Origin of the sequence: Micromonospora halophytica, from assembly GCF_900090245.1 — a bacterium.
Taxonomy (GTDB): domain Bacteria; phylum Actinomycetota; class Actinomycetes; order Mycobacteriales; family Micromonosporaceae; genus Micromonospora; species Micromonospora halophytica.
In genome coordinates, this window is the sequence record NZ_FMDN01000008.1 from 144557 (window position 1) to 162705 (window position 18149).

Here is an 18149-nt window from a genome sequence, read left to right on the forward strand (position 1 = left end):
ATCTCCGCGCACGGCGGCGGTTGCCCTGGTCGTGGCAGCCGGCGTCGCCGCGCCACGGTCGTGCGCGCACGCCGCTGCGGACCGTCCACGGCGTGCCTGTCACCCCCGCGCGGCACAATGCCTCCGCCTTGATCATCCGTGCCGGCACCGGCACGGCGCCCCCCCTGCAGGAGTCCACGTTGAGCGACACCGACGCCGCCGCCTCGCCCGACCCGAACGACCCACTGGCCCTCGCCGAACTCTTCACCGGCGGAGGCGAGGCGTGGCTGCCGCTGCTGCGCCCGGTCATCGAGGCGCAGCCGGCTGCGGCCACGTTCATCGGCCCGGGCCGCAGCCCGAAGGTCGTGCCCGTACGGGAACTGACCTTCCAGGCGCTCAAGCCCAACCCGCCGCACAAGTGGAAGGTTGTCGTCTTCGGCCAGAACCCGTACCCGCGCACCGAGAGCGCCACGGGCATCGCCATGTTCGACAACACGTTCCACGACTGGGCCGACAGCCAGTTCGGCCGGGTGGTCACCATCCGCTGCATCATCAAGGCGGCGGCGATGTGGAAGCACGGCATCCCCAAGAAGACGCCGATCGGCGACATCCGTGCCCTCCTGCGCGAGCACGACACCGTGCCGCCACCGGAGTGGTTCCAGGCGATGCTCACGCAGGGCGTGCTGCTGCTGAACGCGGCCCTGACCGCGAGCAGCGACGGCGCGATGGCCACCGACCGGCACACCGCGTTCTGGCGACCGGTCGTCGAGACGATCGTCGAGGAGATCCTGAAGGCCAAGCAGCACGCCGAGGACGAGCAGGACCGGGGCGTCGTGTTCGCGTGGTGGGGCGCGCACGCCCGTGCCCTGAAGAGCGTCGTGCTGCGGCTCCAGAAGAAGTACCCCGCGGTGGAGGTCCGGCACATCGACCACCCCAACCCGGCGGCACAGGGCGACATCTTCTGCGATGGAGAACCCTTCGCCGCGGTGAACGAGGCGCTCCGGACGCTCGGGGCCGACGAGATCGACTGGCTTCCCGGCAAGGGCTGGAGCACGGCGACGGCACAGGCCGACGGCACGGGCGCGGGCGAGGCCGACCGGATGGGGGCGTTCATCGCCGCCACGATGGAGCTGCACAAGCTCTACCTGGAACGGCTCGCCGGCGTCAAGGACGAGGGTCTCGTCCTGCCCGCGATCACCGGCGTCCTCGACACCCCGCTCATGGACTTCCGTGCGGCCGTGGACCCGGTGGTCAGGCTGCTGCCGGGGCTCGAGCGACACGTGCAGCAGTCGCACCGGTTCGGCGGAGAGCAGGCGGGCGACGCCGCGCACGGCCTCTCCGCCGACGAGGTAGCGGCACTGCACCTGTACACCTGCGAGTCGGCGTTCTACCGGCGGATCAACGCCACCCTGCGCGACCCGGACCGCAGCCGGATCGTGCCGTACCTGCCGTACCTGCGGCTGTTGTTCGCAGCCGTGTCGCGGCTCCCGGCCCGCACCGAGCCGCTGTGGCGCGGGGTGTCGCTGGACCTGCGGGCGCAGTACCCGCTGGGCCAGACCGTGACGTGGTGGGGTGTGTCCTCGTGCACGTCGAAGCTCGGCGTCGCGCAGGCGTTCCTCGGCCGCCGCGGCAGGCGCACGCTGTTCGAGGTGCTACCCGCGCGGGCGGTGGGGATCCGGAGGTTCTCCGCGTTCACCGGCGAGGAGGAGTTCATCCTCGCCCCCGGCACGCAGCTCACGGTGACCGACGTGAAGGCGGAGCGCAGCGGCCTGTGCACCGTGAAGCTGACCGAACTGCCCGAGCAGCGCCTCGTGACGTGAACGGATGCCGCGGGCGGGGATCCTGGCCGCCCGGCCCGTGCGGGATCCGCGCCCGGACGACCCGGTCACCGCGATCGCCCGGGGCACCACCACCGCCGGCAGCTCCCGGACCGGCTGCCCTGGTCCTGCGGCAGCACCGCCGCTCAGTCGCGCGAGGTGAGGGGGCGGGCGGCGAGGACCAGCAGCGCGGCGACGGTCCAGGCGGCCAGCACGGCGAGGTGGGCCCAGGCGAACCCGGCACCGTCCAGCCCGGGGCGGGTCGCCGCCAGCAGCGCCGCGCTGAGATGCCGCAGCGGGAACAGGTCACCGATCAGCGCCAGCCAGCCGGGCAGCGCGGCGTCGCCCACCGGGAAGACGTCGGAGACGAAGCTGAGCGGCAGCAGCGTCCCGAGGGTGATCGCGGTGACGGACCTCGCCGAGCGCAGGGCCGCCACCAGCGCCAGGCCGAGCGCGGCGAAGCAGAGCACCCCGAGCAGCAGCGCGAGCGCCGCCGCCGGCAGCCGGCCGGCGTCGAGTCGTACGTCGAGCAGGGCCACCGCGACCGCGCCGAGCAGGACCGCCGTCGCCACCGAGACGACCAGCACGGAGGCGAGCCGGCCGGTGAGGTACCAGCGCTGCGGCAACGGGGTGCCGGCCAGCCGTTTCAGCACCCCGTTCGCACGGGCCGCCACCACCTGTTCGGGCAGGTTGACCCACCCGGTGACGGCGACGGCGTAGGCGGCCATGCCGGGCAGGAGGTACTGGGCCAGGGTGAGGCCGCGCACCTCGCCGTCGCCGAAGACGCTCGGGAAGAGCACGAGCAGCAGCACCGGGAAGACGACCGCGAAGAAGACCGACAGCAGGTCGTGGCGTAGCCCGCTCAGGGCGTACCCGAGTTGCCCGGTGACCAGCGTGGCCGGTGACGGGCGCGCGGCGCGCTGCGGCGCGGAGAGGCGCAGGTCCGGCATCGCGGCGGCGCCCGGCGCAGCCCGGCCCGCCTGCCGCGCGCCGCGCGGCTGCCAGCCGAAGCGCAGCCGGGCGACCAGCGCGCCGACCACGGTCCACGCCGCGAGCACGCCGAGGTGCCCGAAGGACAGGCCGGTCCCGGCCCCCGGGGTGAACGTCTCGGCCATGGCCTGGGCGAAGTGCTTCAGCGGTAGCACCGACCCGGCGAGGTCGAGCCAGCGGGGCAGGTCCGCGCCGACGATGAAGACGTCGGAGACGAAGGCCAGCGGGATCAGCAGCCCCTGGGTGAGGGTCTGCGCGGCGAGCACGGTGCGGGTCAGGGCGGCGACGGCCAGGCCGAGCGCCGCGAAGCAGGCGGTGCCGAGGACGAAGGTGAGCAGCAGCGCCGGGGTCTTCGACCAGACCGGCGCGACGCCGTACCCGACGACGCCGACTGCGGTGAGCAGCCCCAGCGCCGCCACGGAGAGCGCCAGTGCGGCGGCGGTACGGGCGGTGAGCACCGCCCACGCCGGTACGGGCGTGCCGCGCAGGCGCAGCAGGACGCCCTCTTCCCGCAGCGTCGCCAGGTCCACCGCGAGCAGGCAGAACGCCGCCTGCGCCGCGCCGAACACCGCGAACGGGCTGACCAGGTACTGCGCGACCGGCACCCCGTCGCCGGTGTCGGGGTTGCCGACGATGGCCAGCACGACCGCCAGGAAGCTCAGCGGGAAGACGAGGATGAAGAAGGTCGACATGGGTCGGCGCAGGTGCCCACGCAGGGCCTGCCCGGTCAGCCGCCACACCGGATGACCGGTGCTCGCCCGGGTGGCCGGCGCGGGCCTGGTACGCGGCAGGTCAACGATCATGGTCGGCCTCCTCCGGGTCGGGTTCGCCGGTGAGGGTCAGATAGACGTCCTCCAGGGTGGGCGGGGCCAGGCTCAGCCCGGGCAGGTCCAGCCGCCGGGTGCGGGCCCATTCCGTGAGCCGGTACGTGTCCGCCAGCGGGTCGTGGGTGCGTACCCGCAACGCGCCGTCGGCGTGGCTGACCTCGCCGGTCAGGACAGGCAGATCGGTGGCCACCACGGCCGGCAGCCGGAACGTGATCAGGCTGGGCAGCTGCACGGTGTCGCGCAGCTGGTCGGGGCTGCCGACGGTGACCAGCCGGCCGGCGCGCAGGATCGCCACCCGGTCGGCGAGCCGTTCGGCCTCCTCGAGGTAGTGGGTGGTGAGCAGGATCGTCGTGCCGAGGTGGCGCAGCCGGGCGATCAGCTCCCAGGCACGGTGCCGGGCGGCCGGGTCGAAGCCGGTCGTCGGCTCGTCGAGGAAGAGCAGGTCGGGCGCTCCGGCGAGGCCGAGGGCCAGGTCGAGGCGGCGGCGTTGCCCGCCGGAGAGCGCCTTGACCCGGGTGTCGCGCTTGTCGGCGAGCCCGACCAGCGCGATCAGCTCGTCGGTGTCGTGCCGGCGGGGGTAGAGCGAGGACTGCAATCGGACGAGTTCGCGCACGGTGAACTCCTCCTCGAACCCAGCGGACTGCAGCACGATCCCGATCCGCTCCCGGTAGGCCCGGCCGCCGGTGGCCGGGTCGAAGCCCAGCACCCGCACCTCCCCGCCGTCGCGACGGCGGTAGCCCTCGAGGATCTCGACGGTGGTGGTCTTTCCGGCCCCGTTCGGCCCGAGCAGGGCGAAGACTTCGCCCTCGTCGACGGTGAAGCTGACGTCGTCCACCGCCCGGACGGCTCCGTAGCCCCGGGTCAGGTGACGGACCTCGATCGCCCTCATGGTTCCACCGTGGCACCGGGCCCGGCTTGCGGACAGTGCCGATAGGCCCGTGGGAGACGTGCCGGTGGCCGGGACGTGCGGATCTCGACGGAGCCGGGTGGGAGGCATGCGTCCGGGTGCCTCGGGTACTTGCCGGGCATGGCGCGGTACACGAAGCCCGAGCTCAGGGAGCAACTGAAGGAAGAGATCAAGGCTTCCGACCGGGGCGGCAGGCAGGGACAGTGGTCGGCACGCAAGTCGCAGCTGCTCACCCAGGAGTACAAGCGGCGTGGTGGGGGCTTCGAGGGGCCGAAGGACGAGCGGCAGAAGTCCCTGCAGCGCTGGGGCGAGGAGGACTGGCAGACCAGTCAGGGCGACCCGCGGGCCCGGCACGGGGGCGAGACGGGTCGTTACCTGCCCAAGCAGGCATGGCAGGAGCTCTCCCCCGAACAGCGGCGCGCGACCGACGCAAAGAAGCGGAGGGCGTCGAGGTCCGGCCGGCAGTACGTGGCCAACACCGGGCCGGCCATACGTGCGCGCCGCGACGCCACGACGGCCGTACGGCTGTCGGAGCTGCCGGTCACCGAGGCGACGAAACTGGTCCGCGACCTCGACACGCGTCAGCTCAAGGCGGCGCTGCGGCACGAACGCGAGGGCAAGGCCCGCAAGACGCTCCTCCGGCGGCTGGAGTCGGAGCTCGACCGACGCTGACCGACCCTCGATTCCCGGGTGTGAGCACCCCTAGACAAACGAACTGTGCTTCGTGAATAATGGATCGCAGTTCGAGGGGGAGTACCCGCCACCGGACGCGCCGGCCGTCAGTACGGACCCACCCGGGTCCCGGCCGCGCGGGCCGCCGCACCGGCGGTCCGGGGAGACCTTCGACCAGCACGCCGGCGTGCGCGCCGGCCCGGTCGAAGGGAACACGATGTCCTCGATGTCCGTACCGTGGTGGGCCTGGCTGGCCCTGACCGCCGCGATCGCCGCGATGCTGGCGATCGACCTGTTCCTGCACCGCGACAACCACGTCATCGGCTTCCGCGAGGCCGCCACCTGGTCGGCGATCTGGATCGCCGCCGGCCTTGCCTTCGGCGTCGTGCTCTGGCTGTGGCAGGGCGACGAGGCCGCGGGCGCCTACTACGCCGGCTACCTCATCGAGAAGGCGCTCTCCGTCGACAACGTCTTCGTCTTCGCGCTCGTCTTCACCTACTTCGCGGTGCCCGCCGCCTTCCAGCACAAGGTGCTCTTCTGGGGCGTCATCGGCGCCCTGGCCTTCCGGCTGGTGTTCATCTTCGTCGGTGCCGGGCTGCTCGAGGCGTTCTTCTGGACCGCGTACGTCTTCGGTGCCTTCCTCATCTGGACCGGCTGGAAGATGGCCTTCCAGCACGACGCGGAGATGCACCCCGACCGCAACCTCGTGGTCCGCCTCGTCCGCCGCGTCGTCCCCACCGACGCCCGCTACCACGGTGACAAGTTCTTCACCCGCATCGACGGCAGACGCGTCGCGACCCTGCTGTTCGTCGTGCTCATCGCCGTCGAGGCCACCGACCTGATCTTCGCCGTCGACTCCGTCGCCGCGATCCTCGCGATCACCACCAGCACCTTCATCGTCTGGACCGCCAACGCCTTCGCCGTCCTCGGCCTGCGCAGCCTCTACTTCTGCCTCGCCGGCCTGCTGCGCCGCTTCGTGCACCTGCACTACGGACTGGCGTTCCTGCTCGCCTTCGCCGGCGTGAAACTGATCCTCTCCGAGACCCCGGTGGGCAAGCTGCCCATCCCGCTCACCCTCGGCGTCATCGTCGCCACCCTGGCCGTCTCGATCGGGTGGAGCCTGGCGGCCACCCGCGGCACGCCGACGCGTTCCACCGTCCGCACGCCGACCGACAGGTGACCGACCACCGGCCCATCAACTCCAACCCTGACCGGTCCAGCCCGCGGAGACCCACGGCGGCGCATATCCGGTGAACAGGGCCAGCGCGGCGGCGATGGTGGCCACGAGCAGGCCGATGACACCGCCGCGACCCAAGCACCTCGTCCGCTCGCGGCGGGTGAGCAGCCAGGTCAGCGTGGCGGTGACGGGCAGGAGCAGCCACCCGGCGGCGGCGTGGTGAAAGGTCCACTCCCCCGGCGAGTCCCGGCCGGTCCACATCGCGTTCGCGGCGGTCAGGCCCCACACCGTGTGGAGGCCGAACACCACGACGGCGCCGGCGGCGAGCTGCACGCCTTCTGACCTGCTCATCACGTCGTACTCCGGGGGTGTGGCGGCCTTGGCGCCGGGACGGGTGTCAGCAGGCTGGCGGCGATCCAGACGCCGGACCACAGCACCGCCCACGCCACCATCACCCTCCCAGGTCGGTCGGACGCCCGGCCGCAGCGCCGGTGGTGCCGTGCCGGGCCCCGGGACGGCTGCCGCGCGCCGCGGGTCAGTGGCCGCGGTAGAGGGCGTCGATGTCGGCAGCGTACCGGGCGGCGACGACGGTGCGCCTGATCTTCAGGGTGGGGGTGAGTTCCCCGGCCTCCTCGGTGAAGTCCTCGGGCAGGATGCGGAACGTCTTGATCTGCTCCGCCGTGGACACCGCCCGGTTGGCGTGGTCGATCGCGACCTGCACCTCGGCGCGCAGTGGTGGGCTGTCCCGCAGGTCGGCCACCGAGGCGTCCGGCCGGTGGCGGACGCGCCAGCGCGACCACGCCTGCGCGTCGATGGTGACCAGCGCCGCCGGGTAGGGGCGACCGTCGCCGACGACCATGCACTGGCTGACCAGCGGATGAGCGCGCACGGCCTCCTCGATCGGGGCGGGGACGACGTTCTTGCCCGTCGCGGTCACGATGATCTCCTTCTTCCGGCCGGTGATACGCAGCCAGCCGCCGTCGTCCCAGCTGCCCAGGTCACCGGTGTGGAACCAGCCGTCGACGGTGAACGCCTCCCGGGTGGCGTCCGGGTTGTTCCAGTAGCCGGGAAAGACCACGTCGCCCCGGGCGAGGATCTCCCCGTCGTCGGCGATGCGGATCTCCACGCCGGGCAGGGGACGTCCGACGGTGCCGATTCGCTGGGCCGTCGGCAGGTTCGCCGTCAACGCCGGCGACGTCTCCGTCAGCCCGTACCCTTCCAGGACGGTGATCCCGACGCCCCGGTAGAAGTGCCCCAGCTGTTCGGCGAGCGGCGCACCGCCGACGATCGCCGTCCGGCACCGTCCGCCCAACGCCGCCCGGATCTTCCGGTACGCCAGCAGATCGAACGCGGCGCGGGCGAGCCGGAGCGGCACACCGGGGCGGCCGGGGGTGTCGAGCGCGCGGCTGTAGCGCACCGCCACCCGCTCGGCCAGGGCGAACAACCGACCGCGGTGCGCGTCGACGGCCGTGTCCCGCGCCCGGTTGTACATCCTCTCGAAGACCCGCGGCACCGCCAGGATGAACGTCGGCCGGTGGGTGCGCAGCTGCTGGAGGACGCTGGTCATGTCGCCGCTGTGCACCATGGTGGCGCGGGTCTGCACCGTGCCCACCTGGATCAGCCGGGCGAACGCGTGCGCCAGTGGCAGGAACAGCACCGTCGACGCTCCCGGGTACAGGATCTGCGGCAGGACGCCGACCGCGGCGGTGACGTCGCAGTGGATGTTGCGATGGGTCAGCACGCAGCCCTTTGGCCGCCCGGTCGTACCGCTGGTGTAGACGATCGTCGCCACGTCGCCGCCGCTGACCCGCGCGCGGCGGGCGTCGACCTGCGCGGCGTCGACGGCGCGACCACGCCCGGCGAGGGCGATCAGGTCACCGGCGTCGATCTGCCAGATGTCGCGCAGCGTCGGCACGCCGGACCGCATGGCGTCGACGGTCTCGGCCTGGCGCGGTTGTTCGACCACGCAGCCCACGGCACCGGAGTCGGCCAGGATCCAACCGATCTGCTCGACGCTGGCGGTGTCGTAGATCGGCACGGTCACCGCGCCGATCGCCCACAGGGCGTAGTCGACGAGGGTCCACTCGTAGCGGGTACGGCTGAGCAGGGCGACCCGGTCGCCGTGCCCCACCCCTGCGGCGAGGAACCCGCGGGCCAGGATCTGGACGTCGTCGCGGAACTGCTCGCAGGTCACCGGCAACGCGCCGCGCGCCGGCCGACGCGCGGGCCACGCCCGGGACACCGGCGTCGGGCGGACGAACTGCACCGCCCCGGGGTCCTCCCGGGCGTTGATCCACACCTGCTCGGCCAGCCCAGGTGTCACGGCTCCGACGGGTACGGGTGCCGCTGCCACGTCCTGCATGATCCTCCCCCTCGCCGTCCGACGGGCGCAGGCGGGGACCGCCGGGTACGGGTCTGCCCCCATCGTGGCGACCTGACGCGGTCCGGCTGCCGGAAATGGCGAAAGTGCCCCGGCGGGGCCCGGCGACCGGTAGGGCCGCAGCGGGCACGACCGCGATCGCCACCGGCGACCGGACCAACCCTGGCGTCAGATTCCTTCAGCCCAACGTGCCGCAGTGAAGGGTATCGACATCGACGGGCACCTCGATATAACCTGCCGCCATCGCAGTACGTCGATCCCTTCGCCTCACCTCGTTGAAGGAGCACCATGGCCACTCCACGTCCCGTCCGCCTGCGCCGCCGAGGAGTGCTCGGCATCCCCGCGCTGGTGACCGCCGCCGCGCTGGCCGTCGCCGTCAAGCCCGCCCCGGCCGCCGCCGCGCCGAAGGTCGAGTGCCTCGCCGACCTGCTCGGAGCGTCCTGATGGCCACCATCCCCTGGCTGGTGGACGTGCTGCGGGGCGCGGGTGTCCAGGTCGTCGTGGAGGGTGACTGGCTCAACCGGATGCGCCCCGGCTCGTTCGACCCGATCGGTGTGCTGTGGCACCACACCGCGGCCACCTCCAGCGCCACCAACCCGCACCCGGCGTTGAACATCTGCATCAACGGCCGCTCCGACCTGCCCGGTCCGCTCTGCCAGGCCCTCGTCGACTACCACGGGGTCTTCCACGTCATCTCCGCCGGCCGGTGCAACCACGCCGGGACCAGCGGCGGCAGCGGGCCCATCCCGGCCGGCGACGGCAACACCCTGATGATCGGGTGGGAGATCGACTACAACGGCGTCAACCAGGAGATGACCGCCGCCCAGTACAACGCGTCGATCGCCGCCACCGCCGCCGTGCTCACCCGCCTCGGCCGGGACGCCAGCCACGCCAGAGGGCACCGGGAAACGAGCACCACCGGCAAGATCGACCCGTCCTTCATCGACCTCAACGTGATGCGCGCCGACGTGGCCGCGAAGATGTCCGGCGGCACGGCCTGGAGCGCGGTGGTCGACAACGCCACCGCCGGCCGGTTCACCGCCAGCGGCAACTGGGGGGTCTCGTCGTTCTCCGGCCAGCGGTACGGAGGCGACTACCGTTACGCCAAGCCGGTCGCCGCCAGCGACGCCGCCTGGTACCGGTTCAACGTCCCGGCCACCGCCAACTACCGGGTCGACGCCTGGTGGCCGGCGAACTCCGGCTACAACAGCTCCACCCCGTACATCGTGGCCACCACCACCGGCAACCGCACCGTCTACGCCGACCAGCGGGTCAACGGCGGGCAGTGGCGCAGCCTCGGCACGTTCACCCTGCCGGCGGGGGACGCCAACCGGGTGGCGGTGAGCCGGTGGAGTTCCGGCAGCGGGCTCATCATCGCCGACGCCGTCCGCCTCACCCGGGTCTGAACGGCCTCTGCGCCGTCCGCGAAGGGGCATGGCCCGGGGCCATGCCCCTTCGGCGGCCAGAGCACGCATGGCAGGAACGTCCAGGGCGAGGTCGGGTCAGTGTGCGGGCCGACCTGAAGCCTGAGCTGTCCCGTCCCGTCGGACCTCTCCTCGACCACCCCACGGATTTGTCACGGAACTGACACAGGTCCGCGTGGCCATCGCCAACCGAGGTCCGGATTCTGGATGCCGAATCGGAGCAGGCCACCGGTGACCGGTGTGCCCGCACCCGCAGGCAGGACCGTCGCCGTCTCGTCGCCGCCCTGGCGGTGGCGAAGGCGGCCGACGGATCCACCCCGCTGCGGCGGTCCGGGCGCGCTCGACCGCGTCCGTCCCGACCGTCGTCGACGCCGTCCGTCGGTCCGTCGACGCCGGCTCCGATCCTGGTCGTCCCGATCACTGAGGAGCCCTCGTGTACATGCCGTGGTCACACCCCGACGGATACTGGTCCGCGAGTTTCGACCAGCCCGAACCGGACAGCCACGACCTGCGCATCGAGGCGCTGGTCGCGCAGCGGCTGAGCATTGACTGGACGACCCGGCGACAGCAGATCACCGTGTCGGTGCAGAACCGGGTCGCCATCCTCGCCGGCCTGGTGTACGGCGAAGAGGCACGCCGGGTCGCCGCGGAACTGGCCTGGGACGTGCCGGGTGTCTTCGACGTCTGCAACATGCTCCGGATCGCCGACCGGCGGCGCGGCCGACGGTGACCCGCCGTCGGCCCGGCCGACGGAGGCAGGGGGCGGGCCGCGCGGCGCCGGCGGCTCGGCTCCGTCGGATGCCCGTGACGTCCGTCGGCCGGCGCCGCCCTGCGGGCACGTGCACCTGCCGGCCCGTCAGTACCGGTCGTCCAGGATCCTCTTCATCTGCGTGATCTCCTCCTCCTGGGACTTCACGATCTGGCCACACAGTTCCACGATCTCCGGATCGGTGATGTCCGACTCCTGGCACACCAGCACGGCCCGGGAGTGGTGCGGAATCATCGACTTCAGGAATCCCTCGTTGCCCACCAGCGGCTCGGTGCGGACGGCGGCGAATCCGCCGAGGAACAAGGCGGCGAATCCGATGTACAGCACGAGGTTCAGGCGCTTGTTCGTGAACATGCCGCGCATGACGAGCATCATGATGATCCCCATCGTCGCCACCATGATCACCGACATGTAGAAGTTGCTGAGGTTGAGGTAGAAGTCCCCGATGCGGCGGATCTGCGACAGGGTGAGGACGAACATCACGGCCAGGCTCACGGTCATGACGACGCCGAACCGCACGTAGTTCTTCATGGATTCCTCCAGTCCGCGACTGCGTCGCACACGGTGGTCGGTCGAAAAACCAGCAGGGCAAGAGCCAGATTCTTCCCCGTGGTGCCCGCAGCGGTACCGGTTACACACTCAGGCTGCCGCCGGTCCACCGGGACTACGGCAGCCAGCCGACCAGGTCCCCGTGCCCCTGGCTGCGGGCCGCCGGTTTTCCCTGATCCACCGGGGGGTACGTCGTTGGGGTCCGCGACCGAGCGGCATGCGGCCCCGCCGGCGGACGCCGTGACCGGCCACGGAGGAGGGGGGCGACGTGCGGCTGCTGGGAGGACGCTACCGGCTGGTGGAGCCGGTGGGCCGAGGCGGCATGGCGGTCGTCTGGCGCGCCGAGGACGAACTGCTGCACCGGACGGTCGCGGTGAAGCTGCTGGCTCCGCAGTTGGCCAGCGACCGGCGCTCCCGCGAGCTGATCCGCGCCGAGGCGTCCGCCGCGGCACAGCTCAACCATCCCCACATCGCCAACGTGTACGACTACGGTGAGGCGCGACTGCACGGCTACCGGCGGGTCCCGTACCTGGTGATGGAGTTCGTCCACGGCGAGACGCTCGCCGCCAGGCTGCACGGCGGTGGGGCGATGGACTGGCGCGACGCCGTTCGGGTCTGCGCGGACGTGGCGGCAGCGCTCACCGCGGCGCACGCCGCGGATCTGGTGCACCGGGACGTCAAGCCCGGCAACGTGCTGTTGGCCCCGGCCGGCGTGAAGCTCGTGGACCTCGGGATCGCTCTGGGTGTCGGCCAACGCTCCGTCGGCGAGCACGGCGAGGTACTGGGCACCCCCCGGTACATGGCCCCTGAGCAGGCGCGCGGCGACGCGGCCGTACCCGCCAGCGACGTGTACGCACTCGGCCTGCTGCTGCACGAATGCCTCGTGGGCGTGCCACTACGGCAGGGCGACAGTGTGGTCGAGCTACTCGCCCCGGGTCACGCCGCACCGGTGGCCGGTGTACCAGGCCTGCCGGAGGCCGTCGGCGGGCTCTGCGGACGATGCCTGGCGCCGGATCCCGCGGACCGACCCACCAGCGCCCAGGTCTGGAAGCTGCTGTCGGAGGTGGTGGGGACCCGGCCAGCGATCCCCGTCGGACCAGCGGCCGGCCTGGATGCCGCGTCCGGTCCCGTCCCCGCCACCCGGCCTGCCGTACCGTCGGGTCGAATCCCCAGGTCGGGCGCGGTTCGCGCCACGCGACCGGCGTCGAGCGGTCGGCTGCCACGGCGGCGCGGCGCGGCCCGGCGCGGCCTGCTGCTGGCGGCCGTGCCGTCCACGGCCCTGGCGGCGGTACTCGCGGCACAACTGCCCGGGCTCACCTCCACGGACGACGCCGCCGAGGGTGCGGGGGCCGGGTCGGACGCGTCGTCCTCCGGGTGCACCGCGCGGTACACCTCCCACCGGGCCTCCGACGGCACGTTCACCGCCGACCTGACCGTCACGCATGCCGGCGCAGCCAGGTCCGAGAATCGGACACTGTCGTTCGCACTGCCCGCCGGCCAACGGCTCACCGGCGGCACCGAGGGCGTTCACCTGCTCCGACGAGTGCGTAACGTGACGGTCCGGGTCGACGGTCCCGCGGGTCCCGACGGTACGACGACGGTCGGCCTGTGGGGCACCTACGACGACTCCACCCGGGGCGAGCCGACCGGTTTCGCGGTCAACGGCGTCCCGTGCCGCCGGGCATCCACGTCGATCACCTCCACGACGGTCGCGACACCGTCCGTCCGGCCCAGCAGGACGACCCCCGGTGCAGGCGGTGGGCAGGACGAGGAAACCACCGCAAGCGCACGGCCCACGGACCCGACGGCCGGCGGCAGCAGCACCCCTGCGAGCCCCGATCGGACACCCACCACCGGGCCGCCGACCGGCGCTCCCACCTCCCCGGGTGTACCGGGCGTCTCACCCCGGCCGACCACCGGGGCTCCCTCCCCGACACAGAGCCCGTCCCCGGCACAGAGCCCGTCCCCGCCGGACGCCCCTGGTCCGGTCGAATCGACGCAGCCGGACACCCCGGCCACCCCGACGGCGTCCACCGGCGAGAGCCCGGCCGGCACCGCCCAGCCGAGCACGGATCCATCACCCGGCGACGGCGGATGACCGGCGGTCCGGCCGTCCCGCCGGAACGGGACCGGGCACCGGGTCGACGCTCGGGCGTGCGGGAACGGCGGTCCGGGCGCCGGCACCATGTCGCCTCCGGCCGGTCCGCCCCGCCGGCGGCGCCGAAGGTGTACGCCGGGACGGCTCGGGGATTACGGGCGGGTGAGCAGGACCCAGACCCGATCCTCTCGCCTGGCGTCGGTGCGAGGCAGCTTCTGGCTGGTCCCGGCGGTGTTCGCGGTGAGCGCGGTGGTCCTGGCCGTCGGGCTGTCGGTGCTGGAGTTGCGGCTGGCACTGCCGATCGGTGGCATCCTGCCCAGCGGCCCGGCGGGCGCCCGTTCGCTGCTCTCCTCGATCATCACGGCGATGATCTCGTTCACCGCCCTGGTCTTCTCCATCACGGTGGTCGCCCTGCAACTGGCCAGCAGCCAGTACTCGCCGCGGGTGCTGCGTACCTTCCTGCAGGACCGGGTCATCCAGATCACGCTGGGCACGTTCGTGGCGACGTTCCTGTTCGCCATGGTGGTGCTCGCCGCCCTGCCCGACCGGGCCGCGGGACGTCTGCCCGAGCTGTCGCTCGCCGCGTCGATGGCGCTGGTGCTGTGCAGCACCGCCGTCTTCATCTACTACCTGCACCACATCACCACCGTGATGCGGGTGTCGCACATCATCGCGGCGATCGGCGTCCAGACCCGGCGCTGCCTGGACGCCGACCGGTCGGGCGACGAGGGCGACGAGGGCGACGGCGAGCCGGAGCACGCCGGCCAGATCTGCCAGGTGATCGGCGCGCTCGGGCCCGGAATGATCGTCGACGTCGACGTCGACCTACTGGCCGAGATCGCCCGACGTCACCGCTGCGCCATCTCAGTGGTACCGGTTCCGGGGGATTTCGTCGCCGAGGGCGCCCCGCTGCTGCACGTCCACCCGGTCGGTGACCAGCCGCCGGCGCCACTGGATCCGGGCGACACCGTGCAGGGTGTCAGCATCAGCGTGGAACGCACCCCCGGTCAGGACATCGGATTCGGTCTGCGACAACTCGCCGACATCGCCGAGCGAGCCCTGTCACCGGGGATCAACGACGTCACCACCGCCGAACGGGCCGTGCGGGAGGCACACGACCTGCTCCGCCGGCTGGCGGTCCGACCGCGGCTGCCCCGGGTCGTCCACGACGACGACGGCACCGTCCGCGCCGTCGCCCGCCGGCAGAGCTTCGACAGCCTCCTCGCCGTCGCGGTGGACGACGTCGCGTACGCCGGCCGCGACCAGCCGAGGATCACCCGGGCCCTCGTCGAAATGCTGCGGGACCTCACGACGGTGGCCCTGCCCGAACACCTGCCGGCGGTGCGCCGACGGCTGGCGGAGATGACGCCGTGACGCTCCCCCGGCGCGACGGCCACCCGGCCCGCCGGTGCCGTCGCCGCCCCGCCGGCTAGCGGCCGACGGGGGTGACGGTCGGGGCGGACGGCACCGGGGCCTGCACGGGCGGGGTGTCGTCGACCACCGTCCGGTCGAGGCTGACCTGCGCCCGACCGGTGCCGCCGACGCGGATGTCGTCGTACGCCTGGAGCCTGTGGTCGGGGCCGAGGTAGAACACCGACAGGGCCAGCGGCATCGGTTCTTCACCCTCGAGCCCACGCAGCCCCGCGCCGCCGGTGGAGCCCTGCACCGCCAGCCGGGTGGCCACCTCCCCGGCGGACGGCAGCACGGTCACCTCCCGGCGGTGTGTGTGCCCGGCCAGGACGAGCGGCGCGACACCGTTGAGCGGCGCCGCGGACGCCGGGTCGTGCACCAGCGCGACGTCCACCGACACGTCCAGGGACCGGATCGTCGTGGCGAGCCGCTCTCCCGCGCCCTCGACCGTCATCGCCGGTTCCTCCCAGGGCCCCGCCTCCGACTCCTGTTTGTCGGGGGTGAAGCGGGGATCACCGACACCGGCGATCGTCACACCACGGACCACCGCGACCGAGTCGTCCAACACGATCGCGTTCGGTTGGCTCGCCACCGCCGCCGCCGTACGGGGTGAGTCGTGGTTGCCACGAACGTAGACGTAGGGCACCTTCAACTGGCCGATCATCGAGACGTACGACGACTCGGGCTCGCTGCCCCAGTCGGTGATGTCTCCGGTGTCGATCACGAAGTCGATGTCGTACTGCTCGACCAGAGTCTTGATCACCGGCCAGGCGGCGGGGTTGAGATGCAGGTCCGACACGTGCAGCACGCGGGTGGTGTCCGGCGCGGCCTCGTAGATCGGCAGGCTCGACACGGTGGCGTAGAGCTTGCCGACATTGCCGACCAGCCGCTGCAGTTGCTCCGCGTAACGGGTGTAGTCGTCGGCGATGCGCTGTGCGTCACCGATCAACGCCGGGGCATTGACCAGCAGTCCCTCGTAGCGGGGCTCGGCCAGCGCCTGCGGCCGTACCGTCAGGGCCGCCGTGCCGAGGGTGCCGCCGGTGACCAGCAGGGCGAGCCCGCCCGACCAGGCGACCCGGCGCACGGAGCGGAAGGTCAGGGCCGCGAGCAGCATCGACGCGAGGACCGAGACGCCGAGCGTACGGAGCCCGAGGCGGACCAGGGCGTCGCGGATGTCCTGCGGCGCGGTGTCGCCTGCCCGGGTGAGACCGGAGGGGTCGTTGATCAGGGCCTCGGTCCGTCGCTGGTCCAGCGATTCGAGGCGGACGGTGAGCCGCGCGGGACCCTCGTGGCTGTCGAGGTACAGCGAGCCGAGCGGCGGGACGGCGACCTCGGTGCCACCGTCCATCGACGGGGACAGCTGGAACGCGACCTGCAGCGGCCCGACGTCCCCGGTTCCCCGCGCGGCGAGGAGCGTGCCGATCATGACGCCGACGGCGGTGACGACCAGCACCGCCGCTCCGCTCAGGACCCGGCGGGGCCAGGACGACCGTACGAGCCGGGCCGGCCAGGCGGCCCACCGTCGGAGACGGTCGACGACGGCGCGACGGTACGGCGACGGCGCACCGGAGGCAGGAATCACGGGCCGGGGTCCGATCTGTGGGCGGTGCGGGGACGAGGGCGGTCAGGACGCAGCGTCGGCCGGGCCGTCGTCGATGCCGCCGAGCAGACCGAGCAGACCGGCGGCGAAGAGCTGCCGTCGGACGAAGGGCGCGAGATTCTCCAGGTTGAACATGCCGCCACCCACACCGACGGCTCGCTGACAGGCCACCAGCGTGCCCATCCCGGAGGAGTCGATGAAGGCCAGCTCGCCGAGGTCGAGGACCACCTGTCGTACGGAGTCGGAGGTCAACGCCGCGAGGACGGCGTCGTGCACCAGGCCGGAGGTGTCGACGTCCATCTCCCCGCGCAGCCGGATCCGAACCACGGGACCGGCGTGGACGGTCTCCGTCGTCAGGCTCAACGGCCACCCCCGTCCACCGATACCTGCATGCGTGCAATGAGTTCCCGGGCGCCAGGCTACCTGGTGCAGGGCGTACCGGCCAGGGTCGCCGGGTGGTCGCACGCCCCTCGTCAGGCGTCGGGGACCGCCGGCAGGCGCTCGGCCAGCAGGAGGGCGATGTCGTCGTGGGGCGCACCGCCCACATGCCGGTGCACGGCGGTCCAGACGGCGACGAGGCATTCGTGCACCGTCGGCTCGGCCAGACAGGTCCCGAGCGCGGACATCGGGAAGAACCGCCCGGCGCCGTCGCGCGCCTCGACCATGCCGTCGGTGTGCAGCAACAGCCGGTCGCCCACCTCCCACCGATCCACCGCCCCCGGCCGGCGGACCCCGCCGAGCCCGAGTGGGCGGTCCGGCGGCGACGGACCGAGTTCGGCCAGGTCTCCGGTACGACGCCGCAGGATCGGAGCCGGGTGACCGCAGTTGACGATACGGATCCCGGCGTCGTGCAGCTCGACCAGGACAGCGGTGACGAACGTCGCGACGTGCGCGGGGGACGACTCCCGGCCGACCAGTCCGTCCAGGTCACGCGCCACCTGGACGAGGTCCGACCGGATGATCGCCGACTGCCGGAACGCCCCGGTGACCGCCGCGGCCAGCCGCACCGCGGCCAGTCCGTTGCCGCGGACGTCACCGACGATGAGCCGTAGTCGACCCCGGTCGGCGACCGCCTCGTACAGGTCTCCACCGACGCCGGCCCCTTCCTGGGCGGAGACGTAGCGGGCGGCGAGCGCGACCCCGGCCGCCTGCCGGGGCATCTCGCGCAGGATCGCCGCCTGGGTGACCCGGGCGATCTCCGTCATTCGACGCAGCCGTTCCTCGCGGGCGGTGCGGGCGCGCGCGACGTACACCGCCATCAGGCTGACCGTGATCACCACAGCCACCCGCAGCAGGTGGTCGAGGCTGCCGAGCAGACCGTTGGGCAGGCCGGCGGCCACCGCCGCGGTGCTCGCGGCGGCCGACACCAGCGCGGTGCGGCGCGGGGCGTCCACGGCGGCGGCGAACAGTGGCGCCAGGGTCAGGAACCCGATGAGCACGGCGTGCGTACCGGCGACGACGTCGACCGCCAGGACCAGCACGATGAAACCCATGGCCAACGGCAGGCCGAGCCAGCGGTGCCAGCTGCCGGAAGGACCGCCGCCGGCGAG

At 72.6% G+C, this 18149-nt stretch carries 16 protein-coding genes; 8 read left to right on the forward strand and 8 right to left on the reverse strand.

What is annotated here, in order from left to right; translation table 11 throughout:
* Positions 1-179: 179 nt before the first annotated feature.
* Entirely contained in the window at positions 180-1799 is a 1620-nt protein-coding gene (locus tag GA0070560_RS14100) for an ADP-ribosyltransferase domain-containing protein (RefSeq protein ID WP_091296526.1), read from the forward strand.
* 143 nt (positions 1800-1942) lie between these two features.
* Here the strand turns inward: GA0070560_RS14100 and GA0070560_RS14105 are convergent, their stop codons facing one another.
* The gene (locus GA0070560_RS14105; RefSeq protein ID WP_091296296.1) at positions 1943-3589 is read right to left on the reverse strand and encodes an ABC transporter permease; all 1647 of its coding nucleotides are present in this window, start codon (positions 3587-3589) and stop codon (positions 1943-1945) included.
* Entirely contained in the window at positions 3579-4502 is a 924-nt protein-coding gene (locus tag GA0070560_RS14110) for an ABC transporter ATP-binding protein (RefSeq protein WP_091296300.1), read from the reverse strand. Before GA0070560_RS14110 ends, GA0070560_RS14105 begins: the two co-directional genes overlap by 11 nt.
* 138 nt (positions 4503-4640) lie before the next feature.
* Between GA0070560_RS14110 and GA0070560_RS14115 the strand changes: the two genes are divergently transcribed.
* Together GA0070560_RS14115 and GA0070560_RS14120 are read left to right on the forward strand one after the other, a co-directional pair.
* Positions 4641-5192 carry a DUF5872 domain-containing protein gene (locus GA0070560_RS14115; RefSeq protein ID WP_091296530.1) on the forward strand — a complete coding sequence of 184 codons (552 nt, stop codon included), beginning with the start codon at positions 4641-4643 and terminating at the stop codon, positions 5190-5192.
* Positions 5193-5418: 226 nt separating this feature from the next.
* Complete coding sequence (locus GA0070560_RS14120; RefSeq protein WP_091296303.1) at positions 5419-6372, forward strand: TerC family protein; 954 nt, start codon at positions 5419-5421, stop codon at positions 6370-6372.
* 15 nt (positions 6373-6387) lie between these two features.
* Here GA0070560_RS14120 and GA0070560_RS14125 read toward each other — a convergent pair whose 3' ends face one another.
* Positions 6388-6720 carry a hypothetical protein gene (locus GA0070560_RS14125; RefSeq protein WP_139131493.1) on the reverse strand — a complete coding sequence of 111 codons (333 nt, stop codon included), beginning with the start codon at positions 6718-6720 and terminating at the stop codon, positions 6388-6390.
* Positions 6721-6904: 184 nt separating this feature from the next.
* Positions 6905-8731 carry an AMP-dependent synthetase/ligase gene (locus GA0070560_RS14130; RefSeq protein ID WP_091296309.1) on the reverse strand — a complete coding sequence of 609 codons (1827 nt, stop codon included), beginning with the start codon at positions 8729-8731 and terminating at the stop codon, positions 6905-6907.
* 306 nt (positions 8732-9037) lie between these two features.
* Here GA0070560_RS14130 and GA0070560_RS28700 point away from each other — a divergent pair, with 306 nt between their 5' ends.
* The 3 genes from GA0070560_RS28700 to GA0070560_RS14140 all read left to right on the forward strand — a co-directional run bounded on the left by GA0070560_RS28700 (position 9038) and on the right by GA0070560_RS14140 (position 10903).
* Complete coding sequence (locus tag GA0070560_RS28700) at positions 9038-9193, forward strand: hypothetical protein (RefSeq protein WP_170839396.1); 156 nt, start codon at positions 9038-9040, stop codon at positions 9191-9193.
* Entirely contained in the window at positions 9193-10155 is a 963-nt protein-coding gene (locus tag GA0070560_RS14135) for a golvesin C-terminal-like domain-containing protein (protein WP_091296313.1), read from the forward strand. The genes GA0070560_RS28700 and GA0070560_RS14135 overlap by 1 nt, the downstream gene beginning before the upstream one ends.
* 451 nt (positions 10156-10606) lie before the next feature.
* Positions 10607-10903, forward strand: a complete 297-nt coding sequence (locus tag GA0070560_RS14140; RefSeq protein WP_425412648.1) for a BON domain-containing protein — start codon at positions 10607-10609, stop codon at positions 10901-10903.
* A gap of 126 nt (positions 10904-11029) precedes the next feature.
* On the opposite strand, the gene GA0070560_RS14145 is transcribed toward GA0070560_RS14140, so the two are convergent.
* Positions 11030-11473, reverse strand: a complete 444-nt coding sequence (locus GA0070560_RS14145) for a DUF305 domain-containing protein (RefSeq protein ID WP_091296316.1) — start codon at positions 11471-11473, stop codon at positions 11030-11032.
* Between the two features lie 286 nt (positions 11474-11759).
* Here GA0070560_RS14145 and GA0070560_RS14150 point away from each other — a divergent pair, with 286 nt between their 5' ends.
* Both GA0070560_RS14150 and GA0070560_RS14155 read left to right on the forward strand, forming a co-directional pair.
* Positions 11760-13589 (forward strand): serine/threonine-protein kinase, encoded by a 1830-nt coding sequence (locus tag GA0070560_RS14150; protein WP_091296319.1) that lies wholly within the window; start codon positions 11760-11762, stop codon positions 13587-13589.
* 201 nt (positions 13590-13790) lie between these two features.
* Positions 13791-14963: a DUF2254 domain-containing protein gene (locus GA0070560_RS14155; RefSeq protein WP_170839397.1), complete on the forward strand. Its 1173-nt coding sequence runs from the start codon at positions 13791-13793 to the stop codon at positions 14961-14963.
* 55 nt (positions 14964-15018) lie between these two features.
* On the opposite strand, the gene GA0070560_RS14160 is transcribed toward GA0070560_RS14155, so the two are convergent.
* The 3 genes from GA0070560_RS14160 to GA0070560_RS14170 all read right to left on the reverse strand — a co-directional run bounded on the left by GA0070560_RS14160 (position 15019) and on the right by GA0070560_RS14170 (position 18092).
* Positions 15019-16581: a metallophosphoesterase family protein gene (locus tag GA0070560_RS14160; protein WP_425412649.1), complete on the reverse strand. Its 1563-nt coding sequence runs from the start codon at positions 16579-16581 to the stop codon at positions 15019-15021.
* Between the two features lie 42 nt (positions 16582-16623).
* Positions 16624-16962, reverse strand: a complete 339-nt coding sequence (locus GA0070560_RS28705) for an STAS domain-containing protein (RefSeq protein WP_170839398.1) — start codon at positions 16960-16962, stop codon at positions 16624-16626.
* A 110-nt stretch (positions 16963-17072) separates the two neighbouring features.
* Positions 17073-18092, reverse strand: coding sequence for a PP2C family protein-serine/threonine phosphatase (locus GA0070560_RS14170; RefSeq protein ID WP_091296328.1), 1020 nt, complete (start codon positions 18090-18092; stop codon positions 17073-17075).
* Positions 18093-18149 lie beyond the last annotated feature (57 nt).

Coding starts and splice junctions, on each gene's coding strand:
- GA0070560_RS14170 (WP_091296328.1), bottom strand. CDS start 18,092: ATGGGTTTCATCGTGCTGGTCCTGGCGGTCGACGTCGTCGCCGGTACG.
- GA0070560_RS14125 (WP_139131493.1), bottom strand. CDS start 6,720: ATGAGCAGGTCAGAAGGCGTGCAGCTCGCCGCCGGCGCCGTCGTGGTG.
- GA0070560_RS14130 (WP_091296309.1), bottom strand. CDS start 8,731: ATGCAGGACGTGGCAGCGGCACCCGTACCCGTCGGAGCCGTGACACCT.
- GA0070560_RS14135 (WP_091296313.1), top strand. CDS start 9,193: ATGGCCACCATCCCCTGGCTGGTGGACGTGCTGCGGGGCGCGGGTGTC.
- GA0070560_RS14105 (WP_091296296.1), bottom strand. CDS start 3,589: ATGATCGTTGACCTGCCGCGTACCAGGCCCGCGCCGGCCACCCGGGCG.
- GA0070560_RS28700 (WP_170839396.1), top strand. CDS start 9,038: ATGGCCACTCCACGTCCCGTCCGCCTGCGCCGCCGAGGAGTGCTCGGC.
- GA0070560_RS14145 (WP_091296316.1), bottom strand. CDS start 11,473: ATGAAGAACTACGTGCGGTTCGGCGTCGTCATGACCGTGAGCCTGGCC.
- GA0070560_RS14120 (WP_091296303.1), top strand. CDS start 5,419: ATGTCCGTACCGTGGTGGGCCTGGCTGGCCCTGACCGCCGCGATCGCC.
- GA0070560_RS14115 (WP_091296530.1), top strand. CDS start 4,641: ATGGCGCGGTACACGAAGCCCGAGCTCAGGGAGCAACTGAAGGAAGAG.
- GA0070560_RS14110 (WP_091296300.1), bottom strand. CDS start 4,502: ATGAGGGCGATCGAGGTCCGTCACCTGACCCGGGGCTACGGAGCCGTC.